Genomic DNA, 16411 nt, shown 5'->3' with positions numbered 1-16411 from the left:
CGCTTGCCGCTCGGCGCGGGTGCGGTTCTGCTGCGACACGGTGCGCTCCCCTGGATCAGATCGACGTTGCCCGCTCACGGTACGACCGCCGCACTCGGGCGGCAACACGATATTCCTTCGTGGTCAGCCGGCCTGCGCCACCGGATGGCGGCGCATCTCCTCCATGAACGGGTAACGCGCGGTCAGCTCGGCGAGCGTGATGCCGGCCCGCCAGGCGGCGGCCACCTGCGCGACCTGGAGCAGGTCGGTGGCGTCGCCCCGGGCCTGGACGTCGCCGTCCACCCGCAAATCGATCATGAAGTAGCGGGCCTGCGAGCCGAGGCTGACGCAGACGACGCCCCGGGCGGAGGTCATCTCGGCGCAGGTGAAGCGGCTGCGCCCCTGCTCGGGCGCGGTCACGTCGCCGACGTCGAGCTGGTGCGCGGCGGCCGTCGCCACGAGCGCGGGCGCGAGACCGCCCGGCTCGACCAGGTCCGGGTAGAGGCGCACACCCAGTGCGGCGGACACGTCGCTCATGCCTGACTCCCACTTCCTTGTGACAGAGACCAGCAGCGCGCAGGTTACGAACACGTTTCCGGCACGCACGGCCATCCTGTCCCGCCCGACCGCCCGGGGCAAGAGGAACGCCCTCATCGAACCCCTCCGGGTACGCTGCCGCCTCATGGCGCACATCCGCTGTGACTTCTTCTCCGAGGCGCTCGGCATGGGCACCTCGATGACGGTGCTGCTGCCCGACCACGGCGCGGCCGGGATCGGCATGCCGGGGGCCGCCGCCGGCGGTGACCCGCCGGTGCTCTACCTGCTGCACGGGCTGACCGACGACGACACCGTGTGGACCCGGCGCACCTCGATCGAGCGGTACGTCGCGCCGCTGGGGCTCGCCGTGGTCATGCCGCAGGTGCAGCGGAGCTTCTACTGCGACGAGGTCCACGGCAACCGCTACTGGACGTACCTCAGCGCGGAGCTGCCCGAGGTGTGCCGGTCGTTGTTCCGGCTCTCCGACCGGCGGGAGGACACGTTCGTCGCGGGCCTGTCGATGGGCGGCTACGGGGCGGTGAAGTGGGCGCTGCGCCACCCGGAACGGTTCGCGGCGGCGGCCACCCTGTCCGGCGCGCTGGACGTGACGCGCCGCCGTCACCATCCCACCCACCCGGTCGACCCGGCGGTGTGGCACACCGTCTGGGGGGACGGCCCGGTGCCCGCCGACGACGACACGGTGGGGCTGCTGCAACGCTCCGGCGACGACCTGCCGGCGCTCTACGTCGCCTGCGGCACCGAGGACTTCCTGTACGAGGACAACCTGCGGTTCCTCGACGTGGCCCGCGAACGCGACGTGCCGGTCACCGTCGACTTCGGTCCGGGCGACCACGACTGGGCGTACTGGGACGCGCGGATCTCCGACGTGCTCGCCTGGCTGCCGCTGCGCGGGCGCTGACCGGGCTCGCTCAGACGCCCACGGTGCCGTCGATCGCCTCCCGGATCAGGTCGGCGTGCCCGTTGTGGCGGGCGTACTCGTGCAGCATGTGCAGCATGACCAGGCGCAGCGAGACGTCCTCGCCCCAGCGCGCCTGGTGACCGGTCACGTCGAGCGAGGCGGCCTCCCGCTCGATGCGCCGGGCGTGCTCGATCTCCCGCCGCCACGCCTCGAACGCCTCCGCCACGTCGGCGTCGCGGGCGTCGTACGCCTGCTGGAAGTCGCCGCTGTCCGACCACACCAGCGGCACGTCCTCGGCGGCGATGACCCGGCGGAACCAGGTGCGCTCCACCTCGGCCATGTGCCGGACCAGGCCGAGCAGGGACAGGGTGGACGGTGGCGACGCCGCCCGGCGCAACTGCTCGCCGGTCAGCCCCTCGCACTTGAGGGCCAGCGTGGCCCGGTGGAAGTCGAGGAAGGCGCGCAACGACTCCCGCTCGTCGGCGAGCAGCGGCGGGCCGATCCGTTCGGTGTCCATGAGCGCCCAGCCTAGCCGCAACCGATCATGGTGGAACGACCGCGTCACCGCAGTGACGAGCCGGCCACCGGGAAGTCGAACCAGGTGTCCGGGTACGGCTCGTCGACGTACCGGTAGTGCCACCACTCCAGCGGATAGTTCTCGAAGCCCTGCGCGGACATCAGCCGGCGCAGCAGGTCACGGTTGCCGCGGGCGGTGTCGCTGATCCGCGCGTCGGCGGTGTGGGCGCGCGGGTCGAAGCAGTCGAACCCGGTGCCCATGTCGATCGAGTCGTCGGCGAAGCGGCGGCCGGCCGGATCGGTGCAGGGCACGAGCGGCTGGCCGGGCGTGTACGCGGGCTGCGCGACGGCGGAGACCGGGACCAGGGTCAGGTCGACGGTGCTGCCCCGGCTGTGCGCGGTGGGCGCGCCGATGTACCCGTCGGCGAACAGCCGGTCCTTGGGCACGGCGGGGTAGAACTCCCCCTTCATCCGCTGCTCGCCGGGCAGCTTCGCCCAGGCCACGAAGTCGTCGGCGGCGCGCTGCGGGCGGTAGCAGTCGTACACCTTGAGGCTGTGCCCGCCGGCGAGCGCGGCGGTCTGCACCCGGTGCAGCGCCTGCGCCGCCGGGCGGGTGAGCAGGCAGCGCGGCTCGGCGTACCCGTCGATCGGGCGGCCGACGAAGTTGTGCGGGCTCGTGTACCGGATGTCGGTGCGGACGGTGGGGTCGACGGTGGTGAGGTCCACGAAGTCCGCCGGGGCGCGCGGGCCGGTCGGCGTGGGTGACGGCGGCGCGGACGGCGACGGGGACGGGGCGGGCCGCTGGCAGGCGCCGGCGAGCAGCGCGGCCGCGACGGCCAGGACCGCCGTCGCGCGTCTGCCGGTGCCCACCCGACGTGTCTACCAGCCCGGGCGGGCCGGCATCGGCGGAACCGGTGGTCAGCCGCCCAGCACGGTACGGAGGAAGTCGACGGCGGCGGCGTCGTCGTCGATGCCGCCCGCCTCGTGGCCGTTGAACCGCCACACCGTCAGGTCCTTGTCGCCCCGGTACTCGTGGTAGGCGGCGTAGACGGTGGACGGCGGCGTGATCTCGTCCATCAGCGCGACGGAGAACCGGGCCGGCACCGTGGCGCGGCGGGCGAACGCGACGCCGTCGACGTAGCCGAGCGTGCGCAGCGCCTGCTCCTCGCGGTCCCGGTGCACGGCGAGGTAGTCGCGGATCTCCCGGTACGGCGTGGCGTCGGTGATGGTGATCGCACGCGGGATGTCGCAGAGGAACGGCACGAGCGCGACGGCCGCGCGTACCTTCGGCGCCAGCGCGGCGGCGGCGAGGGCTGCGGCGCCGCCCTGGCTGTGCCCGAGAACGGCGATCCGGTCGCTGTCCACCGCCGGCACCTCGCACGCGGCGTCCACGGCGCGGACCGCGTCGGTGAGGAAGCGCCGGTAGTAGTACCGGTTCGGGTCCTCGATGCCCCGGGTCGCCATGCCCGGCGCCTGCGGTCCGCCGGCGGCGACGTCCGGCGTGTCGCCCCGGCTCCACCCCGAGCCCTGGCCGCGCGTGTCCATCTGGAGGTGGGCGAAGCCGGCGGCGGACCAGAGCAGGTTCTCCAGCGCGTGGCCGCGCCCGCCGCCGTACCCGACGTACTGCACGATCGTGGGCAGCGGCTGCGTCGCCCCGCGCGGCACCCGCAGCCAGGCCCGGATCGGCTGGCCGGCGAAGCCGGGGAAGGTCACGTCGAACACGTCGATCCCGGTCAGCGGCGTGGGCAGCGGGGTCACCGACACGGGGTCACCGCAGGAGCGCGCCTGTGCCAGAGTGTCAGCCCAGAAGGCGTCGAAGTCCGGCGGCTCGCGCAGGTCGCTGCGGTAGGCACGGAGTCCGGCCTCGGCAAAGTCGGTGAACACGCCTCGGATTCCTCGTCGTTCGTCGGGGGTGGACGGCGAGCCGCCGGAGGTGACTGGCACATTTCCGGAACGTTTCCGCAACTCGTGCGAACGCTAGGGCCGGTCCGGCCTGTCGTCAAGCCCTCGCCGTACGGCAAGATGTGCGTGGGGCGGGACGGTCTACCGGTCGGTTCCGGCAGCCGGCGAAGGGAACACGGGTGAGCGCGGACGACGAGCGCAGGGTGACCATCACCGCTATCGCACGGGAGGCCGGCGTCTCGGTGCCGACCGTGTCGCGCGTGCTCAACGGGCGTTCCGACGTCGCGCCGGACACCCGGGAGCGGGTCGAGGAGCTGTTGCGCCACCACGGCTACCGGCGCCGGGGCAGCCGCACGGTGCGCCGGGCGGACCTGGTCGACCTGGTCTTCAACGACCTGGACAGCCCGTGGGCCGTGGAGATCATCCGCGGTGTGGAGGACGTCAGCCACGCCGCCGGGGTGGGCACCGTCGTCTCGGCGATCCACCGCGAGTCCAGCTCCACCCGGCAGTGGCTGCACAACCTGCGCGCCCGCGCGTCCGACGGCGTGATCGTGGTGACCTCGCACCTGAGCCCGCCCGTGCAGGCCCAGTTGCGGCGCCTCAACGTGCCGGTGGTCGTGGTCGACCCGGCGGCCGGCGTGGCCTCCACCGACGTGCCGGCGATCGGCGCCACCAACTGGACCGGCGGCCTGGCCGCCACCGAGCACCTGCTCAAGCTCGGCCACCGCCGGATCGGTTTCGTGGCCGGCCCGCCGCACCTGCTGTGCAGCCGGGCCCGGCTGGACGGCTACCGGGCCGCGCTGGCCGCCGCCGGGGTCACCGCCGACGACCGGCTGGTGCAGCCCGGCGACTTCTACCACGCGTCCGGGTTCACCGCCGGTGGTGCGCTGCTCGACCTCGACGACCCGCCCACGGCCATCTTCGCCGCCAGCGACCAGATGGCCTTCGGGGTGTACGAGGCGATACGCCGCCGCGGGCTGAGGGTCTGCGACGACGTGAGCGTGGTGGGCTTCGACGACCTGCCCGAGGCGCGGTGGGCCTCACCGCCGCTGACCACCGTGCGCCAGCCGCTCGTGGAGATGGGCCGGCTCGCCGCCCGCACGGTGCTGCGGCTGGCCCAGGGCGAGGAGATCGACTCGCCCCGGGTCGAGCTGGCGACCGAACTCGTGGTGCGGGACAGCACCGCGGGGCCCGCCTGCCGCTGATCCGGGCCGCCGCTTTCACTCCTGTTCCGGAATTTCCGGCTCCCGCAGGGCCGGCCCGGTCGACATGGCGACGGCTGCGGCGTTGCGGCGGCGCCGGGCCAGCAGCAGCGCTCCCCCGGCCGTCAGCACCGCGCCCACCGCGACCGTCACTCCGGGGCCGGGCCGTGGTCCGGGTGCCGCCCCGCCGCCGCGCAGGCCGGCGTGCCCGGCCAAGGCCGAGGCCGCCCCGCCCGCCGGTGGCGCGGCCCGGTCCAGCTCCCCCGGCTCGACCAGCCGTCCCACCGAGGCGTCGCGGGGCTGGGCGAACCCCCAGTCCAGCAGCGCCGCGCCCTGCTGCCAGCCGCGCTGGGTGGTCACCTCGGCGCCGAGCAGCGTGACCACGAGACGCCGCCCGCCGCGCTCGGCCGCGCCGACGTACGTGTGCCGGGCCAGGTCGGTGAAGCCCGTCTTGCCGCCGAGCGCGCCCGGATAGTGGTCCAGCAGCATGTTGTCGTTGGAGATGGCGAACCCCTTCGCCCGCTGCGCCGGCTGGGCCGGGATCGGCGCGGTCCGGGTGGTGTCGTACCGCCGGAACGCCGGGTCGGCGAAGCACGCCCGCGCGATGAGCGCCAGGTCGTACGCGCTGGTGAACTGCCCCGGCCCGTCCAGCCCGGACGGGGTGACCGCGTGCGTCTGCCGGGCGCCGAGCCGGTGCGCCTCCTCGTTCATCGCTCGGATCCCGCCGGCCAGCCCGTCCGGGCCGCCCCCGAGGCGGGCCAGCGCGTTCGCCGCCTCGTTGCCGGAGCGCAGCAGCAGGCCGAGCCAGATCGTCTCGATCCGGTAGCGCCCGCCCTCGACCAGCCCGACCGTCGAGCTGCCCGGCTCGACTGCCAGGTCGCCGGCGGTCACCGTCACCTCCCGGTTCGGGTCCAGCCGGGGCAGCATCGTGGCGGCCAGCAGCAGCTTCTGCACGCTCGCGGGCACCCCGTACTCGTGCGGGCCGCAGCCGCCCAGCACCGCGCCGCTGTCCAGGTCGGCGACCACCCAGGAGGTGGCGGTCACCGCCGGCGGCGCGGTCGACGCGGGCGGGACGACCAGACCCGTGGTGTCCAGCGCGGCGCCGCCGACGCCCCGCGCGGCCGGGTCGGGCGCCGGCGGCGGCTGGGGCGGCCGGGTCGCCGGGGCCGGCACGTTCGGGCAGGGCGGCGCGGACGGCAGCCGGCGTACGGGCGCGCGGACGGCGGCCACCGCGGGTGTCGCCGACGCCGGCAGCAGCAGGGCGGCGGCCAGCGCCACGAAGGATCCCCAGGTCCTCATGACCCGCACGCTAGCCACGCCGACCCGAACGGGTCACCGGCTCCGGGATTCGGGCCTCGGCGCCGCTGCCAGGCGGTAGGGTCATCGGCCCGTGTCGGGTCAGGCGCGGCGACGCCCACGTCGGCCGGGCCGGCCCCGGCGGGCGGCGAGCACCGCGACCACTCCGCCGACAGTGAGGGCCAGCAGACCGGCGACCGGCACGATCATCCGCCAGTCCCCGTCGCCGATGCGGCGCAGCGCCGTACCGGCCGGCCCCCGCCAGGGCTCGGCGGGGGTACGGGTGGGTTCGGCGGCCGCCGCCTGCCGGGGCTCCACCGCCTCGGCGGCCGGTTCGCCCGGCTCGACCAGCCGGCCGACCGAGGCGTCCCGGGGCAACCGGAAGCCCCAGTCGAGGAGCTGGGCGCCCTGCTGCCAGCCGCGCACCGGGCGGGCCTCGCCGCCGAGCAGCGTCACGACGAGGCGGCGTCCGTCGCGCTGGGCGGCGCCGACGTAGCTGTGCCGGGCCAGCTCGGTGAAGCCGGTCTTGCCGCCGAGCGCGCCGGGATAGCGGTAGATGAGCTGGTTCTCGTTCTGGATCTGGAACCCGCCCTTCTTCAGCGCGGGCTGGGCCGGGATCTGCGTGCGCTCGGTGCGCGCGTACCGGCGGAACGCGGCGTCGGCGAAGCAGGCGCGCGCGATGAGCGCCAGGTCGTACGCGGTGGTGAACTGGCCGGGACCGTCGAGTCCGGACGGGGTGACCGCGTGCGTCTGCCGTGCGCCGAGGCGGCGGGCCTCGGCGTTCATCTCGGCGACGCCGGCCTGCGCGCTGCCCGCGCCGAGGCGGGCCAGCATGTTCGCGGCGTCGTTGCCGGACTGGAGCAGCAGACCCAGCCACAGCGTCGCCACGCTGTAGCGCCCGCCGACGAGCAGGCCGACGGCCGAGCTCCCCGGCTCGATGTCCAGGTCGTCCCGGGTCGCCACGGCTACCTGCTTCGGGTCCAGCCGGCTCAGCATGGTGGCGGCCAGCAGCAGTTTCTGGGTGCTCGCCGGGGTGCCGGGGAGGTGCGCGCCGCACGCGCCGAGGACCGCGCCGGTGTCCAGGTCGGCCACGAGCCAGGTGGTGGCGGTGACCGCCGGGGGCGCGGGGCTGCCCGGGGGCATGGCCAGCCCGGCGCCGGCCAGCGCCGCGCCGCCCACCGCCTGCTGTTCGGGCGTCGAGGGCGGCGGCGTCGGCCGGGGCGGCCGGCTGACCTTCGGCGCGGGCAGGCGCGGGCAGGGCGTGGTGGCGGGAGCGGCGCCCGGGGCGGCGACTGTGGCGGGTGTCGCGGCCGGGGCGGGTGCCCCGGTGGCGAGCAGGGTGACGGCGGTGGCGGCGGCCAGGACCCGGGCTGTCATGAGGAGGCACCCTACCGAGCCCGATGATCGGCTCGGAACGGCTCACCGGTGTCGTGACGCCGTGCCGATCGCGTGGCCCCGCTCGGTGACCGGCGCGGGTCTCAGCGCACGCCGCGCAGCCACCACCGCTGCCACGGCGTCTCCACCGCGCGCCGGTGGTAGCGGGACCGGACCCAGGCCACCGCCCGCGCGGGCGGCAGCCCGTCCAGCACGGCGAGGGCGGCCAACGCGGTGCCGGTGCGCCCGACGCCGCCGTGGCAGGCCATCTCGACCCGCTCGCCCGCGTACGCGCGCCGCCACGCCTCCCGCAACGCGTCCAGGGCGTCGGCGCGGTCGGACGGGATCCAGAAGTCGGGCCAGCGGACTCGCCGGGACGGCCAGGCCGGCTCGGGACCGGGTGCCAGCAGCAGGGCGAAGTCGGCCGGTGAACCGGGCCCGGCGATCCGGCGCCCGCGGACGGTGGCGCCGCCGGGCAGCGTGAGCAGGCCGGCCGGGTCGGTCCACGGTGTCGCGTCCATGGCTCATTGTGTCGCGTGGCGCGGACACGTGAGTGCCCGCCGGACCGGGTCCGGCGGGCACTCACGTGCGGGACGGGTCGTGCCCGGCGCGCCTCGGATCAGCCGAGGCGACGGCGGCGCCAGGCCATGGAGGCCAGCAGCAGCACCGCGCCGGCGGCGGCGAGGCCCCCACCGAGCTTCAGCGGCGTGCCGACGCTGTCACCGGTGACCGGCAGTCCGCCGTGGTGCGGCGATGGGGTCGGCCGCGGCGGCCGGACGATACCGGTGGCGCTGGCGGTTCGCTTGCCGGTGGCGGTGAACGTGTACCGGCCCGGCCGGTCCGGCCGGTAGGTGGTGGTGAAGTTGCCGCTGGCGTCGGTCGTCACGGTGAACGTGGTCGGCGCGGGCTGCGGCTGGGCGCGGCCGGGCGTGTAGGCGACCGGTGCCATCGCCACGGTGCTGCCGTCGCTGCGCCGCGCGGCCCCTTCGGCGGGGGCGGCCACGGGCCGACCGGAGATCTCCACGGCGATCTGTACCGTCTCGTTCTGCGCGAAGTTCGAGCCACTCAGGGTGAACGTCTCGCCGACGCAGATGGTGTGCGGTGAGACGGTCAGCCACGCGCCGTGGTGGGGCGGGTAGACCGGGGGGTGCGACTGCGCCGCCCCGGCTGCGGTCGGCGCGGCCGCGACGGCCAGGCCCACCGTGAGCGCCATGATGATGCGGGATAGCCGCATGATGGTTTCCCTCCTACTGTTCACAGCTTGATGCGTTGACTACTTGGGTGGTCCATGGGGTGACGGTGGGCGTGTGCACCAGTTCGGCCGTCCCGGCGCCGGTCTGGCCGGTGAGAACGGTGACGTCGAGCGTCCTGGTCTGCCCCGGGCGGGTGTCCACCTGCGCCACCGCCACCTGGCGGCGGCCGTCGGTGCCGCTGCCCATCGCGGTGTCCCGCCCGTCCAACCGGCCGGTGAGGACGGCGCCGTCGGTGGGCGTGTGCACGGAGACGAAGGTGCGCGCGGTGTACTTGTCGCCGGCCAGGGCCAGCCCGGTGACCGACTCGGTCAGGCCCGACCTCGGGGCGGTGGAGTGCACCGTGACCCGCAGCTTCAGTTCGCGGTGTCCGTCCGGCTGGCATTCACCGACCGTCACGGTGGCCGAGAACCTGAGGTAGTAGCCGAGCTTCGCGCCGCTGCCGTCGTTGAGGAACACGCCGACGGTCGGCGTGGTGTCCTTGGCCGGGAGCTGACCGGCCAGCCCGCTGCCGGCCAGTGCGCGCTGCTCCTCGGATCGGACACTCCAGAACAATATCCGGCGTTCATGGACCGAACGGGCAATAACGGTCAAAAGCGCACGCGGATCCACCGCCCTGGTGAACAGGGAGTCGAACACGCCCGAGGCGGCCCGGGCGAAGAACCGGTCCTGGGCGTCGGTGCCGAGGTCCCGGTACGAGTCACTGAGGAGCGTGCGCACCGCGGTGCTCGCCGCCAGCGACGGCCCGTCCGGCACGGCCACCGGCCCCACGACGCCGAGCAGGTACGACAGCATCACGGGGTCCACCGCCAACACGCCGTCCACTGTGGTGCCGATCCGGCGGCGCACCATGTCCCGGTAGAGCGCGGCGGCGGCCGGGAAGTCCGGGTTGAGGTTCACGTCCGCCGGATAGATGCCCGGAAGGTCCCCCCAGAGGCGCCGCGTCTCCGCGTCTGTCGTGAGCGGTGGGTCGAACAAGCCCATGTCCGACGAGCTGCCCTGCTTGACCAGCTTGATCCGGCCGTCCTCGGCGCGCAGGACGGCGTACGCGCCGAACATGCCGCCGGTGGCGCGCAACTCGGCCGGGTTCTGCGAGATCAGCAGGTAGCTGCGCGGTCCGTCCGCGCCGAGCAGCGGCGGCAGCAGCCGCACCCCGCGATCAGCCGCCGAGGTCAGCTCGCCGAGCTGGTCCAGCTCCGCACGCAGCGCGGTGACCGCGTCGCGTACCTGCGTCACGAGGTCGTCGGTGGTCACCTGCCGGAGCCGGTCGGCGGTCCTGCGAACCGCCTGGTCGGCGGCGGAGACCTCGGCCGAGACGGCGCGCAACCGGGCCAGGTCCAGCCTGCCCTGCTTGGGCACCAGCGAGGCGAGGTCGACCCGCAGCAGCGTGGGGAACGCGAGCCGGGCCAGGTCGTCGACCGCCACCGAGATCTGCCGGACCGCGGCCAGGTTGCCGCCCGCGTACGGGGTCTGCTGGCCGGCCCACCACGCCGGATCCCCGGTGGCGCCGCGCGCGGCGGCGGCCTGCTCCTGCAAGGCGGCGAGCGTGCGCTGGGCCCGGACCACGTCGCCGTCGAGCACCTGGGCACTGAGCTCCTTGGCCAGCCCGGCGGCGTTGACCAGGTGGGCCCGGGCCTGCCAGCCCCGGAACGCGACCCAACCGCCGACGCTGAGCAGCACCGACACCACGACCAGCCCGGTCAGCAGGATCCGGCGGATCCGCGCGCGCCGGCGCCGTCGCGAGCGGCGCCGCCGCCCGGGCGTGGTCCCAGCTTCGGTCACGGATCTCCCCCTGCCTGTCGGTCGAATCGGACACAATGCGCGGTCGAGTGGTTTTTAGCACGAGTAAGTGCCCGTTCAAGGCTTCATGCGGGGTTAGTCGCTCTTCACGGCTTTTGTTCTTTTCGGCGCCCGCTCAGTCGCCTCGTGCATCAGCGCCTCGATCCGGTCCACACCGGTCCGCATCGCCATGTCCCGCAGGTACGCGTCGCGGCCCCGCCTGCCCATGTCGGTCCGGGCGGCCGACGGGATCGCCGCGGCCAGCCAGAAGCGGTCGGCCAGCGCGGCCCAGTCCTCCGGCGGGCAGGACAGGCCGGCGCGGGCCCGCTCCACCAGCTCCGCCGTCTCCCCCGCTGCGGCGGCGACCACCGGCGCGGCGCAGGACAGCGCGGCCTGGAGCTTGCCGGGCACCCGTCCGCGCAGCTCCGGCAGATCCCGCTGCGCCACGAGCTGGTAGTCGGCGGCGGCGTAGAGCTGCGGCATGTCCACAGCGGACCGTCGTTCCAGGAACCGGACGTTCGCCGCGCCGAGATCGGTGGCGAGCCCACGTACCTGCCGCTCCGCGGGACCCGAGCCCACCAGTACCAGGTCCATCCGGTCGCCGAGCGCCGCCGCCGCCCGGACCGCCGTCTCCAGATCCTGGCGCGCGCCGATCGTGCCGGCGTGCATCACCACGCAGCGGTCGTCCCGGCGGACCAGCCGCCGCACCGCCGGACCGGCCTGGGTGGGTCGGAAGACACGCTCGTCGGTCCAGTTCGGCACCGTGCGCACCCGGCCCGGATCGGCGCCGGCGGCGTGGACCAGATCCGCCATGGCCGGCGAACCGACAGCCACCACCGCGGCCTCCCGGTACAGGCGCCCGGTGGCGGTCTCCAGCCGCGCCGGCCACCCGCTGTCCGGCGCCGTGCGCCGGTCCCGTTCCGTCCAGACCTCCTGTACGTGCAGCAGGGTGGGCGTACGGCCGAGCAGCCGCAGCAGCCCGGTCGCCGCGAAGGTGACCGCCGGGTGGCCGTGGACGTAGAGCACGTCGACGTCGCGCAGCAGGCCCCGGCCGGCGAGCGCGGCACCGGCGGCGAAGGAGAGCCAGCTCGCGGTACGGGCACGGGCGGAACCGTCACCAGCGGCGTACCGGGGCACCCGGCGCACGGTCAGCCGCTCGCTCTGCGTCTGGTGCCGCCAGCGCTGCCGCCAGCCGGGATAGACGTGGCCGCCCGGGTAGTCCGGGAAACCGGTGAGCACCCGTACCTCGTGGCCCCGGGCCACCAGTTCCTCGGCCAGGCTGCCGGGGATGAACGCCGGCTCCGGCGGGAAGTGGTAGGACAGGATGCCGACCCTCATGGCCGCGCTCCCGGCGCGGCTTGCCGGACGGCCGGGCGCCGCGCCGCGTACCATTCCCGCATCCCCTCTGCGTCCGGCCGCGACCGCCGGAAGAACGCCGTCGCGGCGCCCTCCGTCGCGGCCGCGCCGACGAGAGGGGTGCAGATGGTCGACGAGGTCCTGTTCGTCTGCCACGCGAACATGTGCCGGTCACCGATGGCCGAGTTCATCGCCCGCCGGATGCTGGCCGGCCTGCCGCTGGCGGTGGCCAGCGCGGGCACCGACGCGATCGACGGCGCGGCCATGCACCCGTACGCGGTCGAGGTGACCGCGCGGACCGGCGCGGACCCGGCGGGCTTCCGCACCCGCCGGCTCCGCCCCGAGCACCTGACCAGGGCCGCGCTGGTGCTGACCGCGACCCGCCGGCAACGCTCGGCCTGCACCGCGCTGGCCCCGGCCGCGCTGGCCCGGACGTTCACGCTGCGGCAGTTCGCCCGGCTGGCCACCGCCGCCCGGCCCGCCGAGGCGGAGGCCGGCACGCCGTTGCGAGCGGCGGTGTCGGCGGCCGTCCGCGCCCGAGGGCGGCTGCAACCCGCCGCCCCCGACGCGGAGGACCTGCGCGATCCGATCGGCGGCTCGCCCGCCGACTTCCGGCGTTGCGCCGAGGAGATCGAGCGGTCGATCCGGCCCGTGCTCGCGCTCATCGCGACAGCCGGGTGAGTTCCTGCGTCCGGTCGCCCACGGCCTTCGCGCCGCGGCGGGTACCGGCCCGGTCGGCCGGCACGGAGGGCGCCGCGGGCGGCAGGACCACCTTGTACGCCTCGTACTGGTAGGCGTCCGCCTTGCCCACCTTGGCCATGTTGAGCACGCAGCCGAGCAGGCGTACCGAGACCGAGCGGAGCGCGTGCGCCGCCGCGGCCACCTGACTGCGGGAGGTACGCCCCTGCTGGGTGATCAGGAGCGCGCCGTCGGCCTGCACGGCCACGACCACGCCGTCGGTGACGGCCAGGAGCGGGGCGGTGTCGATGACCACGATGTCCGCCGAGTCCCGCAGCGCGACCAGCAGGTCCGCCATGGACTTGGAGCCGAGCAGCTCGCTCGGATTGGGCGGGGTGGCGCCACTGGGCAGCACCAGCATCGACTTCTCCCCCCAGCGCTGCACCACGTCACCGACCTGGACGTCGCCGACGAGCACGTCGGTGAGGCCGACGCCGCCGTCGAGCCCGAGGTAGTCGGCGACCTTCGGGCGGCGCAGGTCGGCGTCGATCAGCAGCACCCGCCAGCCCGCCTCGGCCAGCGCGATGGCCGTGTTGCAGGCCATCGTGGTCTTGCCCTCGCCCTGCACCGCGCTGGTCACCGCGATGACCCGGGCCGGTTCGTGCACGTCCACGAAGCGCAGGTTGGTGCGCAGCTTGCGGACCGCCTCGGCGCGGGCCGAGGTGGCCGCGTCGCCCACGATGAGCGGCGCCGACCGCGCGCTTGCCTCGTACGGGACCTCGCCCAGCAGCGGACTGCCGGTCACCCGTTGCAGGGCGGCGCCGTCGCGCATCCGGACGTCGGCCAGCCCGCGCAGCACGGCCAGGCCGGCGCCGAGCAGCAGGCCCAGCACACCACCGAGGACCAGGTTGCGGGTGGGCTGCGGTGAGACCGGGCTGGAGGTGACGCGCGGGCCGCTCACCACCTCGATCTTGATCGGTGGGGCCTTGCCGTCCGGTGGCGTCTCGACCTTGCGGACCAGTTCGGTGAACTTCGTCGCGAGCGTCTCGGTGGTCTTCAGCGCCCGGGTCTGGTCGGTGTCGGTGATCGTCGCCTTGAGCAGGACCGTGCCGGTCGTGGTGGCGGTGCTGATCCGGCTGCGCACCTGGTCGGCGGTGAGGCCGAGCGGCGTGTCGGCGACCACGCTCTGCGCCAGCCGGTCGCTGGTGAGCAGGTCACCGTAGGACTTCACCCGCTGCTGGAGGAAGAGGCTGCCCTGGTAGGCGTCGGTGACCCCCTGGCTGGGCGTGGTGACGAAGAACGTCACCGAGGCCTCGTACCGAGGCGCCGTCTGGACCGTCACCAGCGCGGCGGCGCCCAGACCGAGCATCACCACCACCAGCACGATCCACCAGCGGCGTCGGACCAGCCGCAGGTAGCCGAGAACGTCCATCACGCTCCCCCTCGCGACACGCCGGTCTGCCCATGAAACTGCACGAAAGCCCCCTAAATACCCCAGTAACCGTGCCAGGATCGAATCGCCCATTCACGACTTCGCGTGATGAGACGACAGTAAACGACCGGACAGGCATAGACGGTCTAATCCTTTCAATACGGATAGGATGCAGGGACAGCACATGGATCGTGACGCGATCACCCCCGTACAACCCTCCGGCCGGATCACCCACCGCGCCGCCACCTCCTCCCTGTTAACGCTGGACACGGCCGCGTGGTGCGGAGGTTTTCTCGGCGCCGCCTGGACCCGGTACGAGTTCGACCTCACCGCCGCGGTCAGCCTCCGCACCCTCGGCCTGGCGCTGGCCTGCGCGGCGCTGTACGCCGTGCTCACGTTGCTGCGGTTCCGGATCTACGGCAGGTATCCGATCGGCAGCGCCGGCGACGCGCAGGGCCTGGCCGTCACCGTCGCGCTCGTCGCGGCCGCCGGCTTCGCCACCCTGCTGCCGTGGGCAGAGCACCCGGTCCCGGCCAGCACGCCGCTGGTCGGCGGCGCGGTGGCGCTCGTGGTGATGGCGACCGCCCGTGGCCTCTGGCGGGCCCACGCCGACCGCCGGCCGACCACCGCCCGGCACGCCGAACGCTGCCTGGTCTACGGGGTGGACGCGGCGAGCGAGCGGCTCGTCCGGGTGCTGCTGCACGACCCGGACAGCAGCTACCAGCCGGTGGGACTGCTCGACGACGCCCCCGACAGCCGCGGCCTGCGGCTGGAGGGCCTGCGCGTGCTCGGCGGCCGGGAGCAGGTAGGCGCCGCCGTCCGGACCACCCGGGCGAGCACCGTCATCTTCTCGATGAGCGGCTCCGACCCGCGGTTGCTGCGCGACGTGCGCACCCGCACGCTGGAGGCCGGTGCGGCGTTCAAGGTCCTGCCGCCGGTGCGCGAGGTGCTCGACCGCCCGGTGGCCGCCACCGACGTCCGCGACCTCCAGCCCACCGACCTGCTGGGCCGCGCGCACCGGGTGGCCGAGCTGAGCGTGGAGCGCGGCGGGCTGGCCGGCCGCCGGGTGCTCGTCACCGGCGCCGGCGGGTCGATCGGCTCGGAACTGTGCCGGCAGATCGCCCGCTGCGAGCCGGACGAGCTGATGATGCTCGACCGCGACGAGTCCGCGTTGCACGCGTTGCAGATGTCCCTGCACGGGCGCGCGCTGCTGGACGGGCCGGAGCTGATCCTGGCCGACATCCGCGACGCCGAGGGCATCGCCCGGGTGGTCGCCGACCGGCAGCCCGACGTGGTGTTCCACGCCGCGGCGCTCAAGCACCTCACGCTGCTCCAGCGCCACCCCGGCGAGGCGATCAAGAGCAACATCCTGGGTACGCTCAACGTGCTGGAGGCGTGCCGGGACGTCGCCGAGTTCGTGAACATCTCCACCGACAAGGCGGCCAACCCGGCGAGCGTCCTGGGCTACTCCAAGAGGATCACCGAGCGGCTGACCGCCTACCACGCGCAGCGGCTCGACGGCAGATACCTCAGCGTCCGGTTCGGCAACGTGCTCAGCAGCCGAGGTTCGGTGCTCACCGCGTTCCAGGCGCAGATCCGGGCCGGCGTGCCGATCACCGTCACCCACCCCGAGGTCACCAGATACTTCATGACCGTCCAGGAGGCGGTGCACCTGGTGCTCCAGGCCGCGACGATCGGCCGGGGCGGCGAGGCGCTGGTGCTCGACATGGGCGAGCCGGTCCGGATCGCCGACGTGGCACGCCGGCTGGCCGCCGAGGCGGGCCGGCCGGTGGAGATCGTGTTCACCGGCCTGCGCCCGGGCGAGAAGCTGCACGAGCACCTGTTCGGCGCCGACGAGGTGGACAGCCGCCCGCTGCACCCGTTGATCTCCCACGTCGCGGTGCCCGAGCTGGATCCGGACGAGGTCCGCGGGCTGGACCCGTACGCCGACCCGGAGGAACTGGTCAAGCGGATGGCCGCCTTCTGCGAGCCGGCCGGTGCGCCCCTGCCGGCGCTGCCCGGGCAACGCTGACTGCCGGACGACGGGACGCCGCACCCACGAGGTGGGATCGGCGTCCCGTCGGCCGGAGACCGGCTCGCGCGGACGGCCGGTGCTCGATAGGGTTGGCCCAGGTGTGCCGGGAAGCCTGGTCGGCGATGACTCCGCCGACCCCAGCTTCCGAACGGACCC

General features: G+C 74.5%; 15 protein-coding genes. 4 read left to right on the top strand and 11 right to left on the bottom strand.

Annotated features, from left to right (window positions below; genetic code table 11):
- Positions 1-123: 123 nt before the first annotated feature.
- Entirely contained in the window at positions 124-516 is a 393-nt protein-coding gene (locus ACFYO8_RS02915) for a hypothetical protein (RefSeq protein ID WP_354863504.1), read from the bottom strand.
- Positions 517-661: 145 nt separating this feature from the next.
- Here ACFYO8_RS02915 and ACFYO8_RS02910 point away from each other — a divergent pair, with 145 nt between their 5' ends.
- Positions 662-1435 (top strand): alpha/beta hydrolase family protein, encoded by a 774-nt coding sequence (locus tag ACFYO8_RS02910; protein ID WP_354863505.1) that lies wholly within the window; start codon positions 662-664, stop codon positions 1433-1435.
- 10 nt (positions 1436-1445) lie between these two features.
- On the opposite strand, the gene ACFYO8_RS02905 is transcribed toward ACFYO8_RS02910, so the two are convergent.
- Genes ACFYO8_RS02905 through ACFYO8_RS02895 form a run of 3 tightly spaced genes read right to left on the bottom strand, consistent with a single transcriptional unit; the run spans position 1446 to position 3835 of the window.
- Positions 1446-1952 carry a DinB family protein gene (locus ACFYO8_RS02905; protein WP_354863507.1) on the bottom strand — a complete coding sequence of 169 codons (507 nt, stop codon included), beginning with the start codon at positions 1950-1952 and terminating at the stop codon, positions 1446-1448.
- 44 nt (positions 1953-1996) lie between these two features.
- Positions 1997-2821, bottom strand: a complete 825-nt coding sequence (locus ACFYO8_RS02900; RefSeq protein WP_387256710.1) for a M15 family metallopeptidase — start codon at positions 2819-2821, stop codon at positions 1997-1999.
- A 48-nt stretch (positions 2822-2869) separates the two neighbouring features.
- Complete coding sequence (locus tag ACFYO8_RS02895; RefSeq protein WP_387256708.1) at positions 2870-3835, bottom strand: acetylxylan esterase; 966 nt, start codon at positions 3833-3835, stop codon at positions 2870-2872.
- 197 nt (positions 3836-4032) lie between these two features.
- Between ACFYO8_RS02895 and ACFYO8_RS02890 the strand changes: the two genes are divergently transcribed.
- Entirely contained in the window at positions 4033-5058 is a 1026-nt protein-coding gene (locus tag ACFYO8_RS02890) for a LacI family DNA-binding transcriptional regulator (RefSeq protein ID WP_357707900.1), read from the top strand.
- A gap of 15 nt (positions 5059-5073) precedes the next feature.
- Here ACFYO8_RS02890 and ACFYO8_RS02885 read toward each other — a convergent pair whose 3' ends face one another.
- The 6 genes from ACFYO8_RS02885 to ACFYO8_RS02860 all read right to left on the bottom strand — a co-directional run bounded on the left by ACFYO8_RS02885 (position 5074) and on the right by ACFYO8_RS02860 (position 12092).
- A complete protein-coding gene (locus tag ACFYO8_RS02885) occupies positions 5074-6354 on the bottom strand; it encodes a D-alanyl-D-alanine carboxypeptidase (RefSeq protein ID WP_357707902.1) in 1281 nt (426 codons plus the stop codon).
- Between the two features lie 99 nt (positions 6355-6453).
- On the bottom strand, positions 6454-7728 hold the full coding sequence (locus ACFYO8_RS02880; protein WP_357707904.1) for a serine hydrolase: 1275 nt from the start codon (positions 7726-7728) through the stop codon (positions 6454-6456).
- A gap of 101 nt (positions 7729-7829) precedes the next feature.
- The gene (locus ACFYO8_RS02875) at positions 7830-8246 is read right to left on the bottom strand and encodes a protein phosphatase (RefSeq protein ID WP_354863518.1); all 417 of its coding nucleotides are present in this window, start codon (positions 8244-8246) and stop codon (positions 7830-7832) included.
- Positions 8247-8344: 98 nt separating this feature from the next.
- Complete coding sequence (locus ACFYO8_RS02870; protein WP_355096519.1) at positions 8345-8959, bottom strand: hypothetical protein; 615 nt, start codon at positions 8957-8959, stop codon at positions 8345-8347.
- Between the two features lie 13 nt (positions 8960-8972).
- Positions 8973-10757 (bottom strand): DUF4012 domain-containing protein, encoded by a 1785-nt coding sequence (locus ACFYO8_RS02865; protein ID WP_355096521.1) that lies wholly within the window; start codon positions 10755-10757, stop codon positions 8973-8975.
- Between the two features lie 93 nt (positions 10758-10850).
- On the bottom strand, positions 10851-12092 hold the full coding sequence (locus tag ACFYO8_RS02860) for a glycosyltransferase family 4 protein (protein WP_355096523.1): 1242 nt from the start codon (positions 12090-12092) through the stop codon (positions 10851-10853).
- Between the two features lie 144 nt (positions 12093-12236).
- Here ACFYO8_RS02860 and ACFYO8_RS02855 point away from each other — a divergent pair, with 144 nt between their 5' ends.
- Positions 12237-12791, top strand: coding sequence for a low molecular weight phosphatase family protein (locus ACFYO8_RS02855; protein WP_354863526.1), 555 nt, complete (start codon positions 12237-12239; stop codon positions 12789-12791).
- Here the strand turns inward: ACFYO8_RS02855 and ACFYO8_RS02850 are convergent.
- Complete coding sequence (locus ACFYO8_RS02850; protein WP_387256706.1) at positions 12772-14220, bottom strand: polysaccharide biosynthesis tyrosine autokinase; 1449 nt, start codon at positions 14218-14220, stop codon at positions 12772-12774. The two genes, ACFYO8_RS02855 and ACFYO8_RS02850, sit on opposite strands and share 20 nt — an antisense overlap.
- A gap of 184 nt (positions 14221-14404) precedes the next feature.
- Here ACFYO8_RS02850 and ACFYO8_RS02845 point away from each other — a divergent pair, with 184 nt between their 5' ends.
- The gene (locus tag ACFYO8_RS02845) at positions 14405-16252 is read left to right on the top strand and encodes a polysaccharide biosynthesis protein (RefSeq protein WP_357707910.1); all 1848 of its coding nucleotides are present in this window, start codon (positions 14405-14407) and stop codon (positions 16250-16252) included.
- Positions 16253-16411 lie beyond the last annotated feature (159 nt).

It is taken from the genome of Micromonospora sp. NPDC005257, from assembly GCF_042872445.1.
Classification (GTDB): Bacteria; Actinomycetota; Actinomycetes; order Mycobacteriales; family Micromonosporaceae; genus Micromonospora.
This window is presented reverse-complemented; position numbering and strand designations above follow the sequence as displayed.

Excerpts from the sequence above, each read along its gene's own strand:
- ACFYO8_RS02915 (WP_354863504.1), bottom strand. The coding sequence starts at position 516 with ATGAGCGACGTGTCCGCCGCACTGGGTGTGCGCCTCTACCCGGACCTG.
- ACFYO8_RS02910 (WP_354863505.1), top strand. The coding sequence starts at position 662 with ATGGCGCACATCCGCTGTGACTTCTTCTCCGAGGCGCTCGGCATGGGC.
- ACFYO8_RS02905 (WP_354863507.1), bottom strand. The coding sequence starts at position 1,952 with ATGGACACCGAACGGATCGGCCCGCCGCTGCTCGCCGACGAGCGGGAG.
- ACFYO8_RS02885 (WP_357707902.1), bottom strand. The coding sequence starts at position 6,354 with ATGAGGACCTGGGGATCCTTCGTGGCGCTGGCCGCCGCCCTGCTGCTG.
- ACFYO8_RS02880 (WP_357707904.1), bottom strand. The coding sequence starts at position 7,728 with ATGACAGCCCGGGTCCTGGCCGCCGCCACCGCCGTCACCCTGCTCGCC.
- ACFYO8_RS02875 (WP_354863518.1), bottom strand. The coding sequence starts at position 8,246 with ATGGACGCGACACCGTGGACCGACCCGGCCGGCCTGCTCACGCTGCCC.
- ACFYO8_RS02870 (WP_355096519.1), bottom strand. The coding sequence starts at position 8,959 with ATGCGGCTATCCCGCATCATCATGGCGCTCACGGTGGGCCTGGCCGTC.
- ACFYO8_RS02860 (WP_355096523.1), bottom strand. The coding sequence starts at position 12,092 with ATGAGGGTCGGCATCCTGTCCTACCACTTCCCGCCGGAGCCGGCGTTC.
- ACFYO8_RS02855 (WP_354863526.1), top strand. The coding sequence starts at position 12,237 with ATGGTCGACGAGGTCCTGTTCGTCTGCCACGCGAACATGTGCCGGTCA.
- ACFYO8_RS02850 (WP_387256706.1), bottom strand. The coding sequence starts at position 14,220 with ATGGACGTTCTCGGCTACCTGCGGCTGGTCCGACGCCGCTGGTGGATC.
- ACFYO8_RS02845 (WP_357707910.1), top strand. The coding sequence starts at position 14,405 with ATGGATCGTGACGCGATCACCCCCGTACAACCCTCCGGCCGGATCACC.